The organism is Anaerococcus lactolyticus S7-1-13, assembly GCF_000758765.1.
GTDB classification, from domain to species: Bacteria; Bacillota; Clostridia; order Tissierellales; family Peptoniphilaceae; genus Anaerococcus; species Anaerococcus lactolyticus.
In genome coordinates this window covers 1-19,840 of the sequence record NZ_JRMW01000043.1, presented here as the reverse complement: position 1 = coordinate 19,840, position 19,840 = coordinate 1, and the positions used below count along the sequence as shown (strand labels likewise).

18 protein-coding genes and 1 pseudogene are annotated in these 19,840 nt (G+C 27.9%); 4 read left to right on the top strand and 15 right to left on the bottom strand.

Annotated features, from left to right (window positions below):
• Positions 1-61: 61 nt before the first annotated feature.
• Positions 62-1,039 carry a helix-turn-helix transcriptional regulator gene (locus tag HMPREF1630_RS08105; RefSeq protein ID WP_008901412.1) on the top strand — a complete coding sequence of 326 codons (978 nt, stop codon included), beginning with the start codon at positions 62-64 and terminating at the stop codon, positions 1,037-1,039.
• Positions 1,040-1,067: 28 nt separating this feature from the next.
• Complete coding sequence (locus tag HMPREF1630_RS09270; protein WP_052039416.1) at positions 1,068-1,724, top strand: 4'-phosphopantetheinyl transferase family protein; 657 nt, start codon at positions 1,068-1,070, stop codon at positions 1,722-1,724.
• A gap of 26 nt (positions 1,725-1,750) precedes the next feature.
• Here HMPREF1630_RS09270 and HMPREF1630_RS08095 read toward each other — a convergent pair whose 3' ends face one another.
• From HMPREF1630_RS08095 to HMPREF1630_RS08035, 14 genes and pseudogenes are all read right to left on the bottom strand, one after another.
• Positions 1,751-3,025 (bottom strand): U32 family peptidase, encoded by a 1,275-nt coding sequence (locus tag HMPREF1630_RS08095; protein ID WP_008901410.1) that lies wholly within the window; start codon positions 3,023-3,025, stop codon positions 1,751-1,753.
• Positions 3,026-3,119: 94 nt separating this feature from the next.
• Positions 3,120-6,020: a non-ribosomal peptide synthetase gene (locus HMPREF1630_RS09265; protein WP_269319704.1), complete on the bottom strand. Its 2,901-nt coding sequence runs from the start codon at positions 6,018-6,020 to the stop codon at positions 3,120-3,122.
• Positions 6,017-7,720: a condensation domain-containing protein gene (locus HMPREF1630_RS09260; protein ID WP_052039414.1), complete on the bottom strand. Its 1,704-nt coding sequence runs from the start codon at positions 7,718-7,720 to the stop codon at positions 6,017-6,019. Before HMPREF1630_RS09260 ends, HMPREF1630_RS09265 begins: the two co-directional genes overlap by 4 nt.
• The gene (locus HMPREF1630_RS08085; protein WP_008901406.1) at positions 7,717-9,378 is read right to left on the bottom strand and encodes an AMP-binding protein; all 1,662 of its coding nucleotides are present in this window, start codon (positions 9,376-9,378) and stop codon (positions 7,717-7,719) included. Before HMPREF1630_RS08085 ends, HMPREF1630_RS09260 begins: the two co-directional genes overlap by 4 nt.
• The gene (locus HMPREF1630_RS08080; RefSeq protein ID WP_008901405.1) at positions 9,379-11,076 is read right to left on the bottom strand and encodes a thioesterase domain-containing protein; all 1,698 of its coding nucleotides are present in this window, start codon (positions 11,074-11,076) and stop codon (positions 9,379-9,381) included.
• A gap of 19 nt (positions 11,077-11,095) precedes the next feature.
• Positions 11,096-12,079, bottom strand: a complete 984-nt coding sequence (gene aroF, locus HMPREF1630_RS08075; RefSeq protein WP_037328660.1) for a 3-deoxy-7-phosphoheptulonate synthase — start codon at positions 12,077-12,079, stop codon at positions 11,096-11,098.
• A 4-nt stretch (positions 12,080-12,083) separates the two neighbouring features.
• Positions 12,084-12,389 (bottom strand): type II 3-dehydroquinate dehydratase, encoded by a 306-nt coding sequence (locus HMPREF1630_RS08070; protein WP_008901403.1) that lies wholly within the window; start codon positions 12,387-12,389, stop codon positions 12,084-12,086.
• Between the two features lie 13 nt (positions 12,390-12,402).
• A complete protein-coding gene (locus tag HMPREF1630_RS08065) occupies positions 12,403-12,657 on the bottom strand; it encodes a chorismate synthase (RefSeq protein ID WP_037328658.1) in 255 nt (84 codons plus the stop codon).
• Positions 12,644-13,918: a 3-phosphoshikimate 1-carboxyvinyltransferase gene (aroA, locus tag HMPREF1630_RS08060; RefSeq protein ID WP_037328656.1), complete on the bottom strand. Its 1,275-nt coding sequence runs from the start codon at positions 13,916-13,918 to the stop codon at positions 12,644-12,646. The genes HMPREF1630_RS08065 and aroA overlap by 14 nt, the downstream gene beginning before the upstream one ends.
• A gap of 14 nt (positions 13,919-13,932) precedes the next feature.
• Positions 13,933-14,979, bottom strand: a complete 1,047-nt coding sequence (aroB, locus tag HMPREF1630_RS08055) for a 3-dehydroquinate synthase (RefSeq protein ID WP_037328655.1) — start codon at positions 14,977-14,979, stop codon at positions 13,933-13,935.
• Between the two features lie 3 nt (positions 14,980-14,982).
• A pseudogene (locus tag HMPREF1630_RS09665) lies at positions 14,983-15,543 on the bottom strand (chorismate-binding protein); the annotation flags it as partial.
• Positions 15,534-15,794, bottom strand: coding sequence for a chorismate-binding protein (locus tag HMPREF1630_RS09780; protein WP_081931894.1), 261 nt, complete (start codon positions 15,792-15,794; stop codon positions 15,534-15,536). The gene HMPREF1630_RS09780 and the pseudogene HMPREF1630_RS09665, both read right to left, overlap by 10 nt.
• A 14-nt stretch (positions 15,795-15,808) precedes the next feature.
• Complete coding sequence (locus HMPREF1630_RS08040) at positions 15,809-16,279, bottom strand: hypothetical protein (protein WP_156095827.1); 471 nt, start codon at positions 16,277-16,279, stop codon at positions 15,809-15,811.
• 255 nt (positions 16,280-16,534) lie between these two features.
• Positions 16,535-16,927: a metal-dependent transcriptional regulator gene (locus HMPREF1630_RS08035; protein ID WP_008901394.1), complete on the bottom strand. Its 393-nt coding sequence runs from the start codon at positions 16,925-16,927 to the stop codon at positions 16,535-16,537.
• 463 nt (positions 16,928-17,390) lie between these two features.
• Between HMPREF1630_RS08035 and HMPREF1630_RS08030 the strand changes: the two genes are divergently transcribed.
• Both HMPREF1630_RS08030 and HMPREF1630_RS08025 read left to right on the top strand, forming a co-directional pair.
• Positions 17,391-17,759, top strand: coding sequence for a plasmid mobilization protein (locus HMPREF1630_RS08030; RefSeq protein WP_037328648.1), 369 nt, complete (start codon positions 17,391-17,393; stop codon positions 17,757-17,759).
• The gene (locus HMPREF1630_RS08025; RefSeq protein WP_037328645.1) at positions 17,759-19,129 is read left to right on the top strand and encodes a relaxase/mobilization nuclease domain-containing protein; all 1,371 of its coding nucleotides are present in this window, start codon (positions 17,759-17,761) and stop codon (positions 19,127-19,129) included. The genes HMPREF1630_RS08030 and HMPREF1630_RS08025 overlap by 1 nt, the downstream gene beginning before the upstream one ends.
• A gap of 91 nt (positions 19,130-19,220) precedes the next feature.
• On the opposite strand, the gene HMPREF1630_RS08020 is transcribed toward HMPREF1630_RS08025, so the two are convergent.
• On the bottom strand, positions 19,221-19,700 hold the full coding sequence (locus HMPREF1630_RS08020) for a hypothetical protein (protein WP_037328643.1): 480 nt from the start codon (positions 19,698-19,700) through the stop codon (positions 19,221-19,223).
• Positions 19,701-19,840: the final 140 nt, after the last annotated feature.

Sequence of the window (19,840 nt, the reverse complement as noted above, 5' to 3'; positions counted from 1 at the left end):
AGAATGTGATATAATAATATAAGATATTGATACTATATTTTAATACGTAGGAGAAAAAAACATGGAAAAAACTATTATAGATTACTTATCAAATTTAATTAACATAGCACCTTTTATTTCAATACCTGAGCTATCATCCAAAAATGATCAAGTATACAAAATACATCCTAACTATGCAATCGGAAAATTTCGTATACTTAAATTCGATGGAAACCAGCTGTTAATTTTAATTGCTGATTTCACTCCAAAAGAAACTATTGAAAAAGTGACAGAAGTGTCAGAAAAATATCTTGAAATTAGTCAATTTGAAACAAGTAATAGTTCTTTTAAGATTGGTGGAAGAAGAACAAATTCAGTAGAAAAGGGAATATATTATTACTTAAACACTGAAAAGAAAACATATACTTATTGTGAAGCAAATAAACCAGTAAAATTTACTAAAATAATTCTTACCAAAAAATACTTTGATACTTTTTTAAAATTAAGATATGAAAATATTGAATATAACAAGACAAAGATGGTAAATAATAATTTATTAAAAATCCAAAATTCTCCTGAGTTAAATTTCATTTTTCAACAAATAAGACAAAGTCAGGTAGAAGGAAAACTACTACAACTCTACCTCGAAAGCAAAATAATGGAACTTTTATCTTTTATCATTTCTAGTATGGATAAAGCGGATAATAATATATCTGTAACACTTACTAAAAAAGATAAGCAAAATTTAAGAAAATCAGTTGCTGCAATGAAAAATGATTTATCAAAACACATAGATGCCTTTAATCTTTCTAAAATCGCTTTAATGAGTCCCGCTCGTTACCAATTAGCTTTTAGAAAATATTATGGTGTGCCACCATATGAATACTTAAAAGAATTAAGATTGAATAAAGCTCTATTACTACTAAAAAATCCAGAAAATAATATCTATAATGTAGCTGAAAAAGTTGGATACAAACATGCTGGACACTTTTCAAAAGTTTTTAAAGCTACTTATGGAATTCTACCAAGTCAATACAGAAAAATGATTTTTTCAATTTAAATTCCAAAATAGGGGGGGGACTATTAATTTGATAGAAATATATTTTTTAGAAATTGAAAATTTAATTTGGACAGATATAGATAATAATTTATTAAATCATATTTCAGAAGAAAGAAAAAATAAGGTATTCAAATTCTATAATATAATAGATCGTAAACTTTGTCTTTATTCTGCCCTCTTAACAAGAATGATATGTTGTAAGAAATTAAGCTTATCTAATAAAGATTTATGTTTTTATACACTAAAATATAAGCCGCTTTTAATTAATGATAGTAGTATACATTTCAGTATATCTCATTCGCAAAATTTAATTGCTGTGTCTTTTTCAGAAAATAATATAGGTTTGGATATTGAGAGAATACAAGATGCACCTTTTTATTTGATAAATTATATATTTCATCCTTACGAGTGTGAATATATTAATAAAAACAATAATTTAAATGAACTTAGATTTTTTGAAATTTGGACAAAAAAAGAAGCTTTTGGTAAATATACTGGTTCGGGATTGGATTATAATTTGGAAGAATTTAATACTATATCAAAAAAAGTAAAGAAAAACTTTTATACTTCTGTTTATAAAAATTATATTTTATCTATATATTCAAAAAACATATCTACAATAAAATTTATTAATATCACAGAAATAGATATTTTTTATTTTTTCACAAAAAAACACATCCTATAAAATCGTTTTAGGATGTGTTTTTTAGTTTATGGAATAAACATTTGGCTATCGTTTAATGTTTCGCCAACTTTATCGCAAATATCTAACCATTCTTCAGTTTCTTCGAAATCATTACTCACAACTTTACCAGCCCATTTGTCACAATAATAGCAATACATATTGGATTTATTTTTATCTTTCATACAACCACAAATTTTATTATTACAATCAAAATTATCAATGAATTTTTCAAAAAATCCATCTAATTTTTTATTATCAATATAAATATTGGGTAAATTAAATATACTTGCATACCTCATTAAATTCTTTTCATTAAACTTATGAAGTCTTCTTAAGGTTGATTCATCTTTATAATTAGGTCCACTAATCATTTCTTCAGCTTTCGGCCACAATAAAATATCTAAAAGATTTCCTTCATAACTTCTATTAGCATATGCAGTTACTACTCTAGACAAGAATTTAGTTGATTTTGTTCTCTCAACCAATTTTATTGATAAATCAAAATTATCAACTTCTTCACATAACTTTTCATAATATTTTAAATCCTCAGGTCGTATCCAATCGGAACTAATTAGATTATAACTATTTTTAATTTTTTCATGTAAACATTTAAATATACAATAGTCTATATCTCCGTATACATTGCTTTCAGAGCAACTAATATGTCCTTGAACTGTTCCATGCATAATACTATATGGACACATATGTAGACATAAATTATTTGCAATTAATCTTAAAGTAACATTTTTATCTTTTGTAAATTCTAACATTCTTTTTAATGTTTTAAAATCTCTATTGTTATGATGAGCCAATGTTATTTCATCAGCTCCTAAATCAATCCATCTTTTAATTAAATTTAAATCAAAAACATACGAATATAATCCAATGGTTACTTTCATTTTAGGAAATTGTTTTTTTATTAGCTCACATAAATATGGAGAGTTTACTGTAATTGCATCAACACCAATACTTTCTAATTGTTTTATAAAATCTACAATTTTAAAATGACTAGCTATTTCTAATTCTTTATTCTCCATACACATTGGATTAATTAGATAATTAAATGTCAACTTATTTAAATGACATAATTCTATATATTTCTCTAATTCTTTTATGCTAACATCAGGTAAAAAAGCTGAAGCTCTTCCACCTCCCAATAGGTCAGTTTTTAGCTTTCCAAAGACCGATTTAAATTCATTACATTTGTTATTTTTATTTATAACTCTAATTAATTCTGGATCAAAATTAGTACCAACATCAAACGTTAATTGTTTTTCCCTAATATTATTATCTTTTTTCATGACATAAACCTTCTTCCTTAATATTGAATGAGTAAGTTAAATATGATGATATTAAACTTTTACCATCATATTTAACCTTTTTATAGTTGCTAAATTATTTTTTGTCTAAAAATCCCCTTTCCTTACCATGCGAAATCAATTTTTTTATCATAGTACCATCTGGTTTTTGCCAATAAAAATCTAATTTATTCAAAATTATCTCAGTCTTATCTTTCGCAAATTTAAATATAGTTCCATGATGCCAAGGAAGATACTCTATATAAGTAATCAAATTATTAATTTCTCTAATTATTTCATAATTTTTATTATCTTCATACTTTGTAAAAATATAATCAATCATATCATCATATTCTTTTAGTTCAACATATTCTCCAATTTCATTTAAATATTTTCCAAAATCAGTAAACGAAATTAGTTTTGTGTTTTCAATATGGAATGTTTCGTTTTTAAAATTTCTAACCGTAGATAATAAAAATATAGCTCTAGCTGCTTTATCTACATATGTTAAATCAACAGTATTTTGATGAGAAATAGGAAGCATTCCTATTCTAAGAAAACTCCTAGTCAAAATATAAAAGGCACTTTCATTAATATTTTTTTGAAATTTACCCGTTTCATATTCACAAGAAATATTTCCCATTCTAAATATAGTTACATCCATACCTTCTTTTCTTGCAATATTCATCAATTTTTCTGCTTCATATTTTGTTTTTGAATAGTTATCATCAATTTTTTGCCCTTTTTCAAAATCATTTTCTGAAAATAAAACTTGATTAGTATTTTTAATTGTTCCAAACCCTACATTCTTTGTTGATATGTGAAATATTTTGGCATTTTTAGTTTTCTTAGCAAACTCCAATATATTTTTACAACCCTCGACATTTGTTTTATACATTTTATCGTACAAACCCAAATGAGAAACTATAGCAGCACTATTAAAAATACAATCTATTTTTTGAGTCAATTCAATAAATTCGTTATCATTTATTCCAAGTTGATTTTTTGTTATATCTCCTAATACAATATTAATTTTATCATCCCATTCTTTATTGTATTTATCAAAATATACGAGATTTTCAATTACTCTTTTTTTAGCTGTTTCTTTATTGTTTCCTCTAATCAATAAGTGTATATTAGAATTTGTATTTTTTAAAAATTCATATAAAATATGTGTTCCTAAGAAACCTGTTCCACCAGTAATAAATATATCTTTGTATTCATTCTTATCTCTAATATCTAACTGCTTATATACTTTAATTTTATCTAAATATTCATTATATTCATTTATCACATTGTCATCCAAATTCATAAACAGGTGTTCTTTTTCTTTAAACTCTTCCTTCAATTTTCTAAAATAAATTTCTGGATTTTTCTTTTTTAAAATTTTACTTAATGAATATGCATTTCTATATCTATATAAATCTTGCACATTAAGTTGGTATTTCTTAATCAGTTCGGCATAAACTTTTAATGCAGAAATTGAATCACCCCCTATTCTAAAGAAATCATCATATTTACCAATATTATCCATATGCAATATTTCTTTCCAAATATCAACAATCTCCTTTTCCTTTTCTGTATCTATTTTAGAAGATTTCATATTAATAATCTCTGGTTTTTGTAGTTTCTTCTTATCAACTTTCCCATTAATATTGACTGGTATAGATGATATTCTCTCATAATACTGAGGTACCATATACTCTGGTAAACTTAATGATAAAAATTTACGTATTTCTTCTTCATCAAAAATATCTTCAGAAATTATATAGGCACACAAATATTTTTGACCTCTATCTTTTTCCCAATCAACTACCACACAGTTATTTATATTTTCGTATTTAAGAAGCTGATTCTCTATCTCTCCTAACTCAATCCTATGCCCACTTATTTTGACCTGGTGATCTCTTCTTCCTAAAAATATGATGTTCCCTTCTCTGCTCATTACACCATAATCGCCAGTCCTATATAATCTTCCATACTTAGAATGGTTTATAAATGCAGATTTTGTCTTTTCTTCATCTCTGTAATATTCTCTTGCTAACCCTTTGCCACCTATATACAATTCCCCTGCAACTCCAACCGGACAATCTTTTAAATCATAATTTAATACATAATATTCTTGGTTTGCTAAAGGCTTGCCATAAGGAATACTCTTCCAAGAAGTATCTACCTTTTCAATTGGATAATATATTGACCATATTGATGCTTCAGTAGCTCCGCCCAAACTTATTATCTCTGCATTTTCATACTGCTCTTTGATTTTATCTGGTAAACTTACTGGTATCCAATCCCCACTTAATAATACTAATCTTAAACTATCTCCCCATAATTTTACTTCTATGATGTCTTCTGATCCTGTTTCTACATAATTATTCTGTGCATCATTATGAATAATCAGCATATCTATTACCGCAGGAACAGAATTCCAAATTGTTATATCTTCTTTTTCAATAATCTCAGATATATAGTTCATATCATGAATATCTGGTATCTCTACAAGTGTTGCCCCTGTAGACAAACTTCCAAATATATCATATACTGATAAGTCAAAACACATTGAAGATAAACCTATTATATTATCTTCTTTATTGACACCAAACTTTTGATTTATATCTATAACTGTATTCATAGCAGATTCATGTGTTATTGCTACACCTTTTGGTCTCCCTGTGCTTCCTGATGTATAAATAATGTATGCTAATCCTTTTGGATCATATTCAATTTGAGGATTAATGGCTGAATAACTAGAAACTTTATTCTTTCCATAAAAATCTCTATCAATATATAATTTGCTCCTACTATTTTCTAAAATATATTTTTGTCTTTCTAATGGATGTTCTGGATCAATAGCTACATAAGCCGCTCCCGATTTTAGTATTCCAAGAATATTTATTATTGTTTCCTTTTTTCTCTCTCCTAAAACTGCTACTATATCCCCTTGTTTTATTCCTTTCTCAATTAAGAAATTACATATTTGAGCCGACTTTTCATCTATTCTTTACAAGTGATACTTCCATCTTTATCTTTAACCATTACCTTGTCAGGATATTTTTCTACTATCTTTTTAAATTCATCTTGTACTGTAGTAGATGGGATTTCTTCTTTAGTTTCATTATATGTCTTCACTAAATTACTATCGTGCACGCTTAAATCTGGATAAGCAATGTTTTCTCCAGCCAAACTCTCTACCAAAGAAATATATTGATTAAACATTTGATTTATCATAGATTCATCAAATAGTTCTTCTACATAATCCCAATTAATTAATACTCCATCAGAACTATATGATATTTGCAAATCTAAATATACTTGAGATGTCTGACTTATAGAATACAATATCTCACCAAGTGCATTTATGTTATTTTGCCTTTCGGAAAATAACATACTTGTAAATACTATAGGCATAACACCACCATCATAAAGATTTCTCTCTTTAGATAATTCTCTTATAAACTCAACTCCATCATAATTTTGATGTGATAGTCCTCTCAATAATCTTGTTTGTATGGAATAACAATTTCCCCAAAATGAATTATCAATAGATAAGGAAGCATCTAAAATTAAATTTTTTGTAAATTCTCCTATAACTTCTTCTATACCATCATACACAGGCCTATTCATAGTTGTTACATTAATCGATAAGTTATTTTGATTACTCCAATATCCTAAAATATATGCATATGCTGTGCATAGTGCAACAGAAATACTTACATTTCTTTTTGATGCTTGTATATAAATTTTATTGAACAAATCTAAACTAATCTCTTTACTCACTCTCTTGCTATTAAAGTTTTTTATATTTTTAGTTTTGTCTTTTAAATTCAAATTTGGCTTTTCGGGAATCTCTGGTGAAATGTTTTTCCAATATTTTTTATCATCAAAGTATTCTTTAGTATTTTTATCATCTTTTTCTTGATTTCTATATTTAAAGAAATCAAATTTAACATTTTTAATGTCTTTATCTTCACATATATCTCTCCATTGTCTCATGAATAATCCTATACTAGCACCATCCATAATTAATAAATCTATATTAATAAATAGTATTGTTTTACCTTGAACATTTTTTAAAGCTTTTATCTTAAACAGAGGCCATGTATTTGGTGATAGGACAGTTTTTGATAACTCATCTCTAATATTATTAATCCTGTGTTGTATGATTTCTTCTGAAACATCACTACAATCTTCATACTCAATACAATATTTTTCAACAGTATCCATCACTTTTTGTTTGTGTTCATCTATAAAAATTGTTCTTAATGACGGTTGTTTATCTATTAAAATGTTTAAACTATTTGTTAGCTTTTCGATATCAAATTCCGTTTTTACTTCAAAATATACATGTGTTGATACTCCTCCCATTTCATATTCACTATTTCTCCCAATGTAGTATGCTTCTTGTATAGATGAAAGCGGGAAATTTTTTTCTTTATTCAAATTATCTCCGTTTTCAACTATATATTTTGCAATATTAATAATATTAGATAATTCGATAAACTTCATTGGCGAAATTTTTAAATTAAAAGTTTCTTCTATTTTCTTTATTAACCTCATCATTATAAGCGAATTACCACCTATTGCATAGAAATCTTCTTCAGGGGATATTTCATGTTTGAATGTATTTTCCCATAATTTAACTAACTTTGTAATTTCACAATTATATTCTATGTTTTTCAAATTATTTAAATTTTTCATAAAGAAAATTCTCCCTTCTCAAATCGTTTTTTCATTATGTTCCTCTGTTTTTTTCCAATTTTATTTTTATCAATTTTATCAACAAAAATTATATATGATACAGATTGATTTATAGCTTTACCAACCTCTCTTTTTATTAATTTTTTTATTTCTTCTTCCTTCATATCTATTTCACTTTTCTGCACGAATATCACAAGTTCGTCTTTTAGTGTTTCTAAATTTATTATTCCACAAGCAACAAATTCACATTTTTCAAGTAAAGTTATATTTTTACATATACTTTCTATCTCTCCAGCATAAATTTTCAATCCATTAAAAAAAATAATATCCTTTTCTCTTCCTGTAATTATTAATTTATTTTTAATAATTGTTCCCATATCTCCAGTATTAAAAAAACCATCATCATTTACTAAAGGTAATATTTTCCCTTCTGAAATATATGATTTTGCAACGCTTGGTCCCTTGATATAAACATTTCCAATCATACCTTCTTTAACTTCATGTCCGCAATTTAAAATTTTAATCTCATTTTCTATTAAAGGTTCTCCTACAAATGCAATATTAAAAAAATTATCTTTTTTAATATTAGATGGACTATATGGAGATATAGTATGTTCATTTAAGTATACTTCTCTATCACATCTATAATATCTGTCTAAACAATCATATGAATGAATACTAACTGCACTTGTTGTTTCAGTCATACCATATACTACTGTCATCGCTTCCTCTCTGTAGCCATACTTACTATACTTTCTATAAAATTCCAAATTATTATTATAATTTATTAATTCAGAACCATTAATTAAGTATCGTAATTTACTTAAACTTATGTCAGATATGGATTGCTCTTCACTAAAATTTAATAAAAATTCTAATGCAAAATTAGGTAAAATTGTAACACTAGCATTAATATCACTAAGTAAACGTAAATATTCACAAGTAGAACCTATGAAATATTTAGGAGTTGTAAGTACTTGATTAGACTTTGTAAAAATAGGTAAAATATGAGCCAACATTAATCCGGCTACATGTGTCAATGACATCCAATTTACGAAAATATCTTTCTGACTAATATAAAGTTTATTTAATATTTGATTCATATTTTTATGTATATTTTCACGGCTTATCATCACACCTTTAGGAGATTGTGTACTTCCTGAAGTATGCATAACTAAGGCTATTTCTTTGCCTTCATGAGAAATACTCTTATGTTTATTATTAGTTTCATCATATGATTTTAACTCTATTATAGTTGGAATTTTTATTATTTCTATTGTCTCCATTTTAACATTATTTAAGAATTCTTTTATTTTATCCCCATCTGTAAATATTCTTATATTTTGAAAACCTCTATATGTTTTTATAAGATTTTCTACTTCTCTTTCATTTTGAATACTTATATTCTCGTATGGAACCAGAATATATCCATAAATCAAACAAGACCAAAATAATATTATAAACTGAACATTATTATCTATTTGTGTTAAAATAAAATCTCCCTTTATAATTCCTTTGTCATTCATCCAGCTTCCTAATTTCATCGAATAGTCATATATATCTTTATAGGATAAAAAAATTTTTTCTCCTTGTCCTACAAAAGTAACTCCCAAATCTGTAAATTTAGAAACTTCTTTAATAACATTATTTAAATACATTTATATATCCTCCTCATCAGCATAACCGAATTCCATGCTGTGAATAAAACTCATCGTGTCACTCATAGGAAAGATTTTTTTTATTTTTTCATAATCCATATCTCCAATCGAACAACTTCCAATATTATATGTACTTGCTATATAAGAAACCAACGAAACTATCAATCCTGTATCTATACAAGCATATAAATAAGACATTCCCCCATATTTAGGTGCGGTTACATTAGAATCAAATATGAAAAAAATTGTAAACGCTGATCCATTAAATATCTCTTTGTTCAAAAAGAATTGACTTTCACTATTTAAAACTTCTCCTGTCTTAATTCTCTTTAATTTATTTTCACAAGGAGAGTAATAATATAGTCCTCCAGCAATTTCTGAAATCCTACTTTCTTTCACATAAACATATATATCTATCGGATATAATCCTCCAGCACTTGCATAGTAGTAATTTGAATCTTCATTCCTTTTTCTTAAACAAGAAATTATTTCTAAAAAAACATTTTTAGGTATGTTTTTCATGCTGTATTTTCTTATAGTTTTCCTGTTTTCGATTATAGAAGAAAACGCTACTTCTGGAACATCTATTTCCTCAAACACTATTTCTTCTGAAATGGGATTTCTATTTAATTTTTCTTTCTTATATTTATTTAATAAATCACTATTATAATTTAACTCATCTCTATACATCTTAGCATCTATTATTTTATTTTGAATTGAAACCAATTTTTGAATCTCAAGTGGACTATATATTAATACTTTTTTCTTTACCAAATCACGTATGAATGCTTTATACTTTGGAATACCTTGATGACCTGTTTTTTCTATCAATTCATCCTGTGAAATTCCATTTTGAGTCAAAAAATAAAATTCGGGAAATAAATCTTTAAAGCTACTTCCATAATTGAAATTTCCAATATGCAAATTATTATTTTGTATACTCCAAAAAAATGTCGGAGACCAGTATAATATGTTGTTCATAATATCACTCCTTAATAAAATTTCTTTTTCTATTTCTTGTAAATACCCTTCATACTTATATGGAAAAAAATGTCCTCCTTTAAAGCTCCTAATCGTAAACTTATTAGAAGTTACTTTTTCCCACCTATTCATTATAAATTTATTTGCTTCTGCATCCGTTTCTCCACAATGTGCTACAATTGGGCAACTAACAATTTCTCCATTGTATTCAAATGTCTCATGTAATTTATAATCGTTCATTATTTCAGGTAGCAATAAATTTTTGAATGTTTCACTATTTAATAATTCTTCCGGTGTACCTCCATTTTCTCTTAAAGTTTCCAATAATGCCTCAAAACCCATACTACTATGAAATTTCTCATTGTGTTTATCTTGTGGTGATTGTCTTCCTGCTATGATAAGTTTTTCTGGCGTTTTATTAAATTTATTCTGACATAAATAAGCTACTAAGAAAGCTAATGCTGCTCCCATGCTATGTCCATAAAACAAAAACTTTCTCTCGTCCAAGCACTCATAAATTTCATTTGATATACAATTAGCTATATCCCTAAAAGAATCGTTTGGATTTCGTTCATCTAAACTTATTGGAATTACTTCTATATCACTATTTATATCTGTAATCCATTTTTCAAAAGTCAATCTATTTCCTCCAGCATGAGGAAAACAAAAAAGTCTATATTTTTTATTTTTATTATATTTTTTTAAATTTAAAAACAACTAATATCATCCCTTTCTCCTATTTAATTCTATTATTGCTAATCCAATTTAATATGTCATTTAGTGTTTCAATGTCTATAGACTGTCTAGCATCGCTCCATGCTGAATTTGGATTTATATGTGTTTCAATCATAACTCCATCAGACCCAGCTACAAAAGATGCTTTTGATAAATCTTTAATCAAATTTTTATTCCCAGTAGCATGACTTGGATCTGCGATTATTGGTAAATGTGTCATATTTTTTAAGAAAGATATGGCGGCTATATCCATTGTGTTTCTTGTATAATTTTCGTAAGTCCTAATTCCTCTCTCACATAAAATAACTTTTCCATTGCCACCAAGCATAATATACTCAGCACTTAATAAAAATTCTTTTATCGTTGCACTTAACCCTCTTTTAAGTAAAATAGGTTTATCCACCTTCCCTAATTCTTTTAATAGAGAGTAATTGTACATATTCCTAGCACCTACTTGTAATATATCAACCTTATCTATCATATAGTCCAGTTCTCTGATATCCATTATTTCTGTTACTACAGGTATATCAAGATCTTTACTAATCTTATTAAGAATATCTATTCCCTTTCTACCTAAGCCCTGAAAATCGTAAGGAGATGTTCTTGGTTTAAAGGCACCTCCTCTTAATATATCTGCTCCTGCTTTTTTTATACCTATTGCTATATTCCTTACAATTTCTTCTGACTCAACAGAACAAGGCCCTGAAATAACAACAGGTTCTTCCCCTCCAATCCTGATCCCTTTTACATCAATTATGGTTTTCTCTTTATATTTTTTTGTTACTAAATATCCATTCTCAATAGAAACATTTTTTGTATTTAGAAAGGCTTCTTCCTCATTTTCTATCTTTGAACATAAAGTATTATCAAAAACATTAATGATATAATAATCTTTAATATCATAATCTTGGAATAGAATATCTTCTTTTTTCAAGTATTTCACACATGCCTCAAAGTCTTTTTTTCCCTTCAGAATGTATTGCATTTTATCACCCCTTTTCTACCTTTTTAATTAGAGATTCAATGGCTTGTAAATAACCCTCAAACCCCTTCCCGCAGATTGTCATCTCAGCATGTTCTGAAATAAATGACTTTTTCCTATAATCCTCTCTATCCATTATGTCTGTTAAATGAACTTCTATTGTTCTTATTCCTACAGCTTTTAAGGCATCTAAAATAGCTATGCTGGTATGAGTATAGGCTCCTGGATTAATCACTATTCCATAATATCTACCATAAGATTTTTGAATTATGTCTATTATTTCTCCTTCATGATTAGATTGGAAAGTATCCACTTCAATATTTATCTTATTTGTATATTCTTTGATCTCCCATAATAATAGAATCCTTTATCCCTGATAAAAATTTTATTTCATCTCTTTCTTTTCTTTGAGTTACATATTTCCCAGAACCTGGTTTTCTTCTTGTCATAAATTTGTCTAGTTTTTCCATATCAACTTTTTGTCCATGAAGTAATCCATCTATTACTCCTCCAATAGCAAAACCATGAGATTCTCCAAAAAGGCTTATTTTTATGTTTTCTCCTATACTAACTGATGACATCAAAGATCCCTCCTACTTTTTTAAAGTCGTCAAAAAAATTAGGATATGATTTTTTTACCGCTCCTGCATTTACTATCGAGACAGGTTCTTTACATTTAATAGATGCCATGGTTGCTGACATAACAATTCTATGGTCATTAAAAGAATTCACAATTCCACCATCTAAAATTTCCCTCCCTTGAATAATCAGTCCATCATCTCTTTTTTTTACGTCTGCCCCTAAACTTTTTAACATCTGAAATGTACTTTCTATTCGATTGCTTTCTTTAAGTTTTAGTCTTTCTCCACCTTTTAAAACACTTTGTCCTTTTGATAATGCAGCCACTACTAATAAAATCGGAAATAAATCAGGTGTTTCAGAAAAATCTACTTCAAAGGAGTTTAAATGGCTTCCATTAGAACTTATGCAATCGTCAGAACAGGTGAGAATTGCTCCAGCTTTTTTAAGAATTTGAACTACCTTTTTATCTCCTTGACTAGATTCTAAGTTTAAACCATACATTTTTATCGAGTCTCCTAAACAACCTCCTGCAATAAAAAATGCCGCATTAGACCAATCACCTTCTATTTGATATTCTTTAGGCGGGAGTATTTTGTCTCTCTCCCCATATATTTCAAATACACCCTCTTCTAATTCATTAACTATTATTCCAAAATCTCTTAATACTTTTATTGTTATATTTACATAAGCCCTAGATTCTAATTTAGTAGTAAGATATATTGAACTTTTTTGATCTAGTAGCGAAGAAAGCAAAAGCAAGCCACTGACATATTGAGAACTAATATCACCAATAATTCTAAAAAAATCAGAGTTTACATTTCCTGATATTTTAATAGAAAATTCCTTCTCTTCGAAATATAACCCTGATTCTTCTAATGTTTCGATTAATTCTCTAATTGGTCTTTTTCTAAGACCTTCAGAGCAATCTACTGTTGCTGTTTTTGAAAATGTACTTACAAGTGGTAAAAGTAATCTAAGTGTTGTTCCACTTTCTCCACAGTGCAATTCAACTTTAGATTTCTTTATATTTCCAAGGCTTGCAATTCTAATGGAGTCTCCTTCCACCTTAATTTTAGCTCCTAATTTTTCCATACAAGTAAGCGTAGCTTCTATGTCTTTTGATATTGTGTTTACATTCTCTAATTTAGTTTCTCTATCCTTTGATATTCCACTTAATATGATGGCTCGATGTAATAGTGACTTTGATGGTATCGACTTCAGCTCTCCATTAATTGCATTCGGCTTAATTTTTACATTCATTCGACAACCACCTCTCATAAGCAATGTTTTAACAATTTTAGTAAGTTAGATTTATCTACCGTATCAATTCTGCAATCACCTATTAATTTAGGATATATAATATTTATCTTGTTTCCATTGCTTTTCTTGTCTTTTAAAATTTCACTGTAAAGGTCTTCTGTACTATAGCTACCATGAGTTGGCAGATGATTTTTTCTAAGTATTTCTTCTACTCTTTTATAAGTTTTCTCATCTGTTTTTCCCATTCTGTAATATCCTCTAGTTATCATTGCCATTCCAATTGCAACCCCATAGCCATGTGGTAAGGTATAGTCACTTAATTTTTCTAAAGCATGACCTATTGTATGACCAAAATTTAAAAGTTGTCGTTCTTTTGTTTCTTTTAAATCCCTCTCGACAATTTCCTTTTTAATTTCAATGCTTCTTTTTACAATCTTCTTTATTATTTCTTCATTGTTTAAATCGCTTTCTATAATTAATTCGAATAGTTTTCTATCTTTTATAGTAGAAGCCTTAATTGTTTCAGACAGTCCATTTAGAAATTCTTTTTGAGGAAGCGTTTTTAAGTAAGCAAAATCTATAAACACAGCTCTAGGATTATAAAAACTTCCGATTAAATTTTTCCCGTCTTCTGTATTGATTGCCGTTTTTGATCCAATGGATGAATCAACCATAGCTAAAAGACTAGTAGGTATTTGAATATAATCTATGCCCCTCATATAAGTAGAGGCCGCAAATCCAGCTAAATCACCAACTACCCCACCACCTAATGCAATAATTAAATCATGCCTATCCACTTTTATTGAGGTCAAATATCTTATTATTTTATAGTATGTTTCTATATTTTTGGACTTTTCCCCTGCTTCTATAACATACTTATAAAGCTTATAATTTTTTAAATTAAAACTGTTGCCTATAAAATGGTCCACATTGCTATCTGTTATTACTATAATGTTCTTGTACTCTTTTTTGCTTGCAATAAATTCATTTAAGTTTTTTAAAGCTATGCAATCTAAATATATTTTGTATTTAGATTGCGTAGTGTTAATAAATATATCCATCTCTTAATCTTCTATATAAACTAACTTGTCTAAAATGCTTCCTGCTTTTTCTTTAGTTTCTTCTAATTCTCTTTCTGCTTTTGATAATTTTACAATTCCAGCACCTACTCGAATCCATGTTTCTTTGTCTGTTTGAAATGCAGTTCTTAAAGCTAATGCCACATCCATTGTTCCATTTTGATCATAAGTTAGTACGCCTCCGCTATATAATCCTCTTTCGTCTTTTTCTAACCTATCTATAGCATCTATACACTCTGTTTTGGGTATTCCAGATGCGGTAACTGCCGGGAAAAGAGTAGTAAATGCATGCCATTCATTGAATTCTTCTTTAAGCGTCCCTTTCAACCTTGATGCTAGATGCTGAACTGAACCCCTCTCCAAAACCTCCATGAATTTAACTACCGATATACTATCCTTTATACAAACTTTTTCTAATTCTTCAAAAGCTAACTTAACAGAAACAGCATGTTCAGCAATCTCTTTAGGATCTTTTAATAATTCACACTTTAATTCCTTATTCTTTATAGGATCATCTGTTAATGCTCTGGTTCCAGCTAGAGGAAATGTATATACTTTTTTTCTTCATCCACCTCGACAACTATTTCTGGACTAAAACCTATAACTTCAACATCACCAATTTTCAGACAATATGAACGTGCAGGGGGATTGTGTTTTCTCCCTAATAAAAAACTATCTTTTAGCAAGATTTTTTTCTCTAACTTAATTTTTCTGGACAAAATAACCTTATCATACTTACCATTATTAATTTCTTCTATTCCTTTAGAAACATTCTCTTTGTAGTATTCGCTATCTATTGATTTTAGCTTTTCTAAAGCAACTGGCGAAGTATTTTTTTCAAATCTTCTTTAGTAGAATTTATTGCACATTTCTCCACTGCTGAAATTATTTCGTCGATATTATCAACAGATTTTACTTCTATTGAACCTTCTAAAATTCTGATGTCAGTTCTTGGAATAAACATCTTTAACAAAGCTCCCTTATCACTCAAATTTTTCAAAAATGTATGCTTTGCATAATTAAAACCAGCGATTTCATACATACTCCAGTCAGTAAAGTTTATATTTTCGAAAACCTTCTTCATGTCTTCACTTAGAACGTTTGCCTTATGTTCTACAGTATCGTCATTTTCAGTTATTAGGATTTTGTCTGTATACACTTCAATTCCAATATATTCTCCTATAGCAACTGATATTTCATTGAGATTTTCATACACCACATAAGGTTGAATTTCATTAGCTACATCTTCTTTTATTTTTATCGCTAACACAAATGAATTCATATTGTCATTATCTGAAATATCTATAGTGGTCTTACCATAAGTTTCTCTGTTTATTTTAGGAATATTATCCTCCTTTATTAAGTTAGTTTTGACTAACTTAATTTTAACATATATATTTATAAAAATCAATATGTCGCTTCAAATAATTTTAAAATTCGTAAAGAAATATAAATTTCTACAAAAAAGCAATTCTAATTAAATCAACTTAGATTTACCTAATAATTTAATTAAAACTGCCTACCTGAAAATATTTGCTTATTTTTTACTGCTTTCTTCTATAAATGCTTTAATCTTTTTAAATGTTTCATTTGATATTACATGTTCAACACTACATGCTTCTTCATTTGCTTGTTTAGGTTCAACGCCTAAATCTAAAAATAGATTATAAAAATAAATATGTTTATTATATAATTCTTTACCTATTTTTTCTCCTTTTTCCGTTAGCTTTATTGACATAGATTTCCTGTACACATACCCCTCATCTATTAAATTATTTATAGCCACACTAACTGATGGTTTGCTTAACTTCGTATAGTTAACAATATCTTTATTATAAACATCCTCTTTTTCTCTCAATAAAACATAAATTACTTCAATATAGTGTTCCTTAGAAAAAACTTTTCTGTGAAGCTTAACGCCCAAAATCATACCCCTTTTCTTTTTTATATTTTAATGTATACCCCATTAAGGTAATTATAAAATATATTCTCTAACATTACAAATATATTAAAACCCCTTAACACTTGTTCAGCAAGCACAGTAAGTGCATATGCACTTACAAAAAAATTGACGAAAATAGTCCCTGCTATTGCATCGGACTATTTTCGTCAATTTTAGCTTGTTGGGGAAATCCCCAAACCCCTTGATACCTTCTTTTTCTCTATGTCATAATGAAACCCTTTTAACCGATTTCATATTAGTTTTTCAATTTTTGAAAATTGATTTTTACCATATTTTCTGATATAATATACTCATAAAGACAGATTCTCTACTGCTTTGTGCAGGTGATTTTACACAAGGAATATATTTTAGAATTAGACCTGTAAATTAAGTTTTTTTACTTAATTTTACAGGTCTTTTATTTTACATATTTTTAAGGAGATAATTTTATATGGCTAATAGATATAGAAATAATGGAATATATTTAATGCTCTCAGATGATGAACTTGAGATTTTAGAAAAAAAATATAAGCTATCCGGTTGTAAAAGTTTAAGACAGTTTATTATGAAATGTATTTTAGAAAAAGATATTTTTGTACTTGATATGGATGTATTTAGAGATATGTCCACAAGCATTTCAAGAATTTCTTCTAACATTAATCAGATAGCTAAAAGGGTAAATTCAACTAATGTAATTTATAAGAACGATATAGATGATCTTAAAACCTTACTTACAAAACAAGGGAAAGAAATACTTGATATGAGAAGAAAGATTTATTCATTTGGTAATTTAGAGACTCATAGGATGGAGGACAAGTAATGGCGGTTACAAAAATACACCCGATAAAAAATACATTGTATTTAGCATTAGATTACATCATGAACGAGGATAAAACAGATGAAAAAATTCTAATTTCGTCTTTTGCCTGTAATCCACAAACTGCTCATTTAGAATTTGAGCAAACCAAAAAAGAATGTAATTCTAAGGCAAAAATTTTAGCAAGACATCTAATTCAAGCCTTCGCTCCTGGAGAAACCACGCCTGAGCAAGCACATCAAATTGGATTGGAACTGTGTGAGAGAGTCTTGCAAGGAAAGTATGAATATGTACTTACTACTCATATTGACAAAGACCATCTACACAATCATATCCTTTTCAATAATGTCAGCTTTGAAACTGGCAAAGCATACCAAAGTAATAAAAGGACCTATCATCAAATTAGAAATATCAGCGATGAACTTTGTAAAGAAAATGGCTTATCCGTTATTGATGAAAACTATAAGATTTTTAAGACCAGATACAAAACGAATGGAAAGTCATATAAGGAATATATGGAATTCAAAAAGGGAAATTCTTGGAAAAATAAGCTTCAAATCGCAATTGATAAAGCAATAGAAAAGTCTAAAACCTATGAGGATTTTATTAAAACTATGGAAGAATTCGGCTATGAAATCAAGTTTGGAAAATACTTATCCTTTAGACACAAGGATAAAAAAGATAGTGGTAGATTTACTCGTGCTAAAGCATCTACCTTAGGAGAAGATTACACAAAAGAAAGAATAAAGGAACGAATTGAAAATTCACATAAAGAAATTTCTGATAGCAAAACCTACTTGTATGAAAAAATTTCCTATACTAATCTTGGAAATATTGTCGATACCAAAAATAATGAAAAGGTTAAATCATCAAAGGGCTATGAAATATGGGCTGAAAAACATAATATGAAAACTATGGCTTCAACCTTAAATGAGTTTAGAAAATATGGCATAAACTCACTTAATGAAGTTGAGCAGAAATTACAGGATATTGCCCTTAACAGACAAAAGATATTAAACGAAATCAAGCAAAAAGAAAAAGATATGGCTTTAATTTACTCTACAATAGAAAGTTTAAACACCCTGTCTAAAAATAAATTGACCTATGATATGTATAAGAAAAATCCAAAAGATAAATTCTATTATGAGGAATACAAGGCAGAGATCATTGCTTATGAAACCGCTAAAAAATCTATTGATATTTCTCCATACAAAAATCTTACTACAAAAATTTTATCTGAAAAATACACTGTCTTGAAAAATGAGAAATCTACCTTAATGAACGATTTTTCTATCCAAGATACTATGCTTCACGATTTACAACAGGCGAAGAAAAACGCAGATAAATATCTTGAAAACAGTCTTGAAAAATAAAATATAGGGAAATTAAAATCTTTTCTATATTAAAAAAAATAAAAAAAAGACTTAGACAGATAGAGAATTACTCTCTTCTGTCTAAGTTATTTTACATATTATCTTCCAAGCTCTCTTCTCTTTTCCTCCATACAAAAATCGCCACAATTCCCATTAAAATATAATTTACCACTTTATTTATATCCTGATTGTTTAGAAGTTGCAAATAATAAAAGCCCTTTTCTTGAATAAACATACTTGTTATTAAATGATATGTTGCAACAACTCCTACATAGGAAATTACAAAGTTTATGATTTTTCCAAATACTCCAAGCCTATCATAAATTAGCTTAAATAGTATCGCATATATAAAAACAACTATCAGCGAAAGTGAAATATTCCAAAAATAAACTGCATTTCCTGATGCTACTTTTACTGAAAAATAATTATGAATAAAATAATAGGATATAAAGAAAACCATCATCTTATCTACAGAGAAGATTAGTGCCTTTATAAATGTTTTTCCCATAAAAATCGAGAACATTATCATTCCTATAAACACAGCTAAGTAAAGAGCTAATAAAATTTCCATCTATTCTAACCTCCAATCTTTTTTACTTATATTATACCTTTTAAGTTGTATTTAAATAAAGGTTTAAATGATCGAGTAGGGAGGACTTTCTCCTCCCTCTCACACCACCGTACGTGCCGTTCGGCATACGGCGGTTCAAT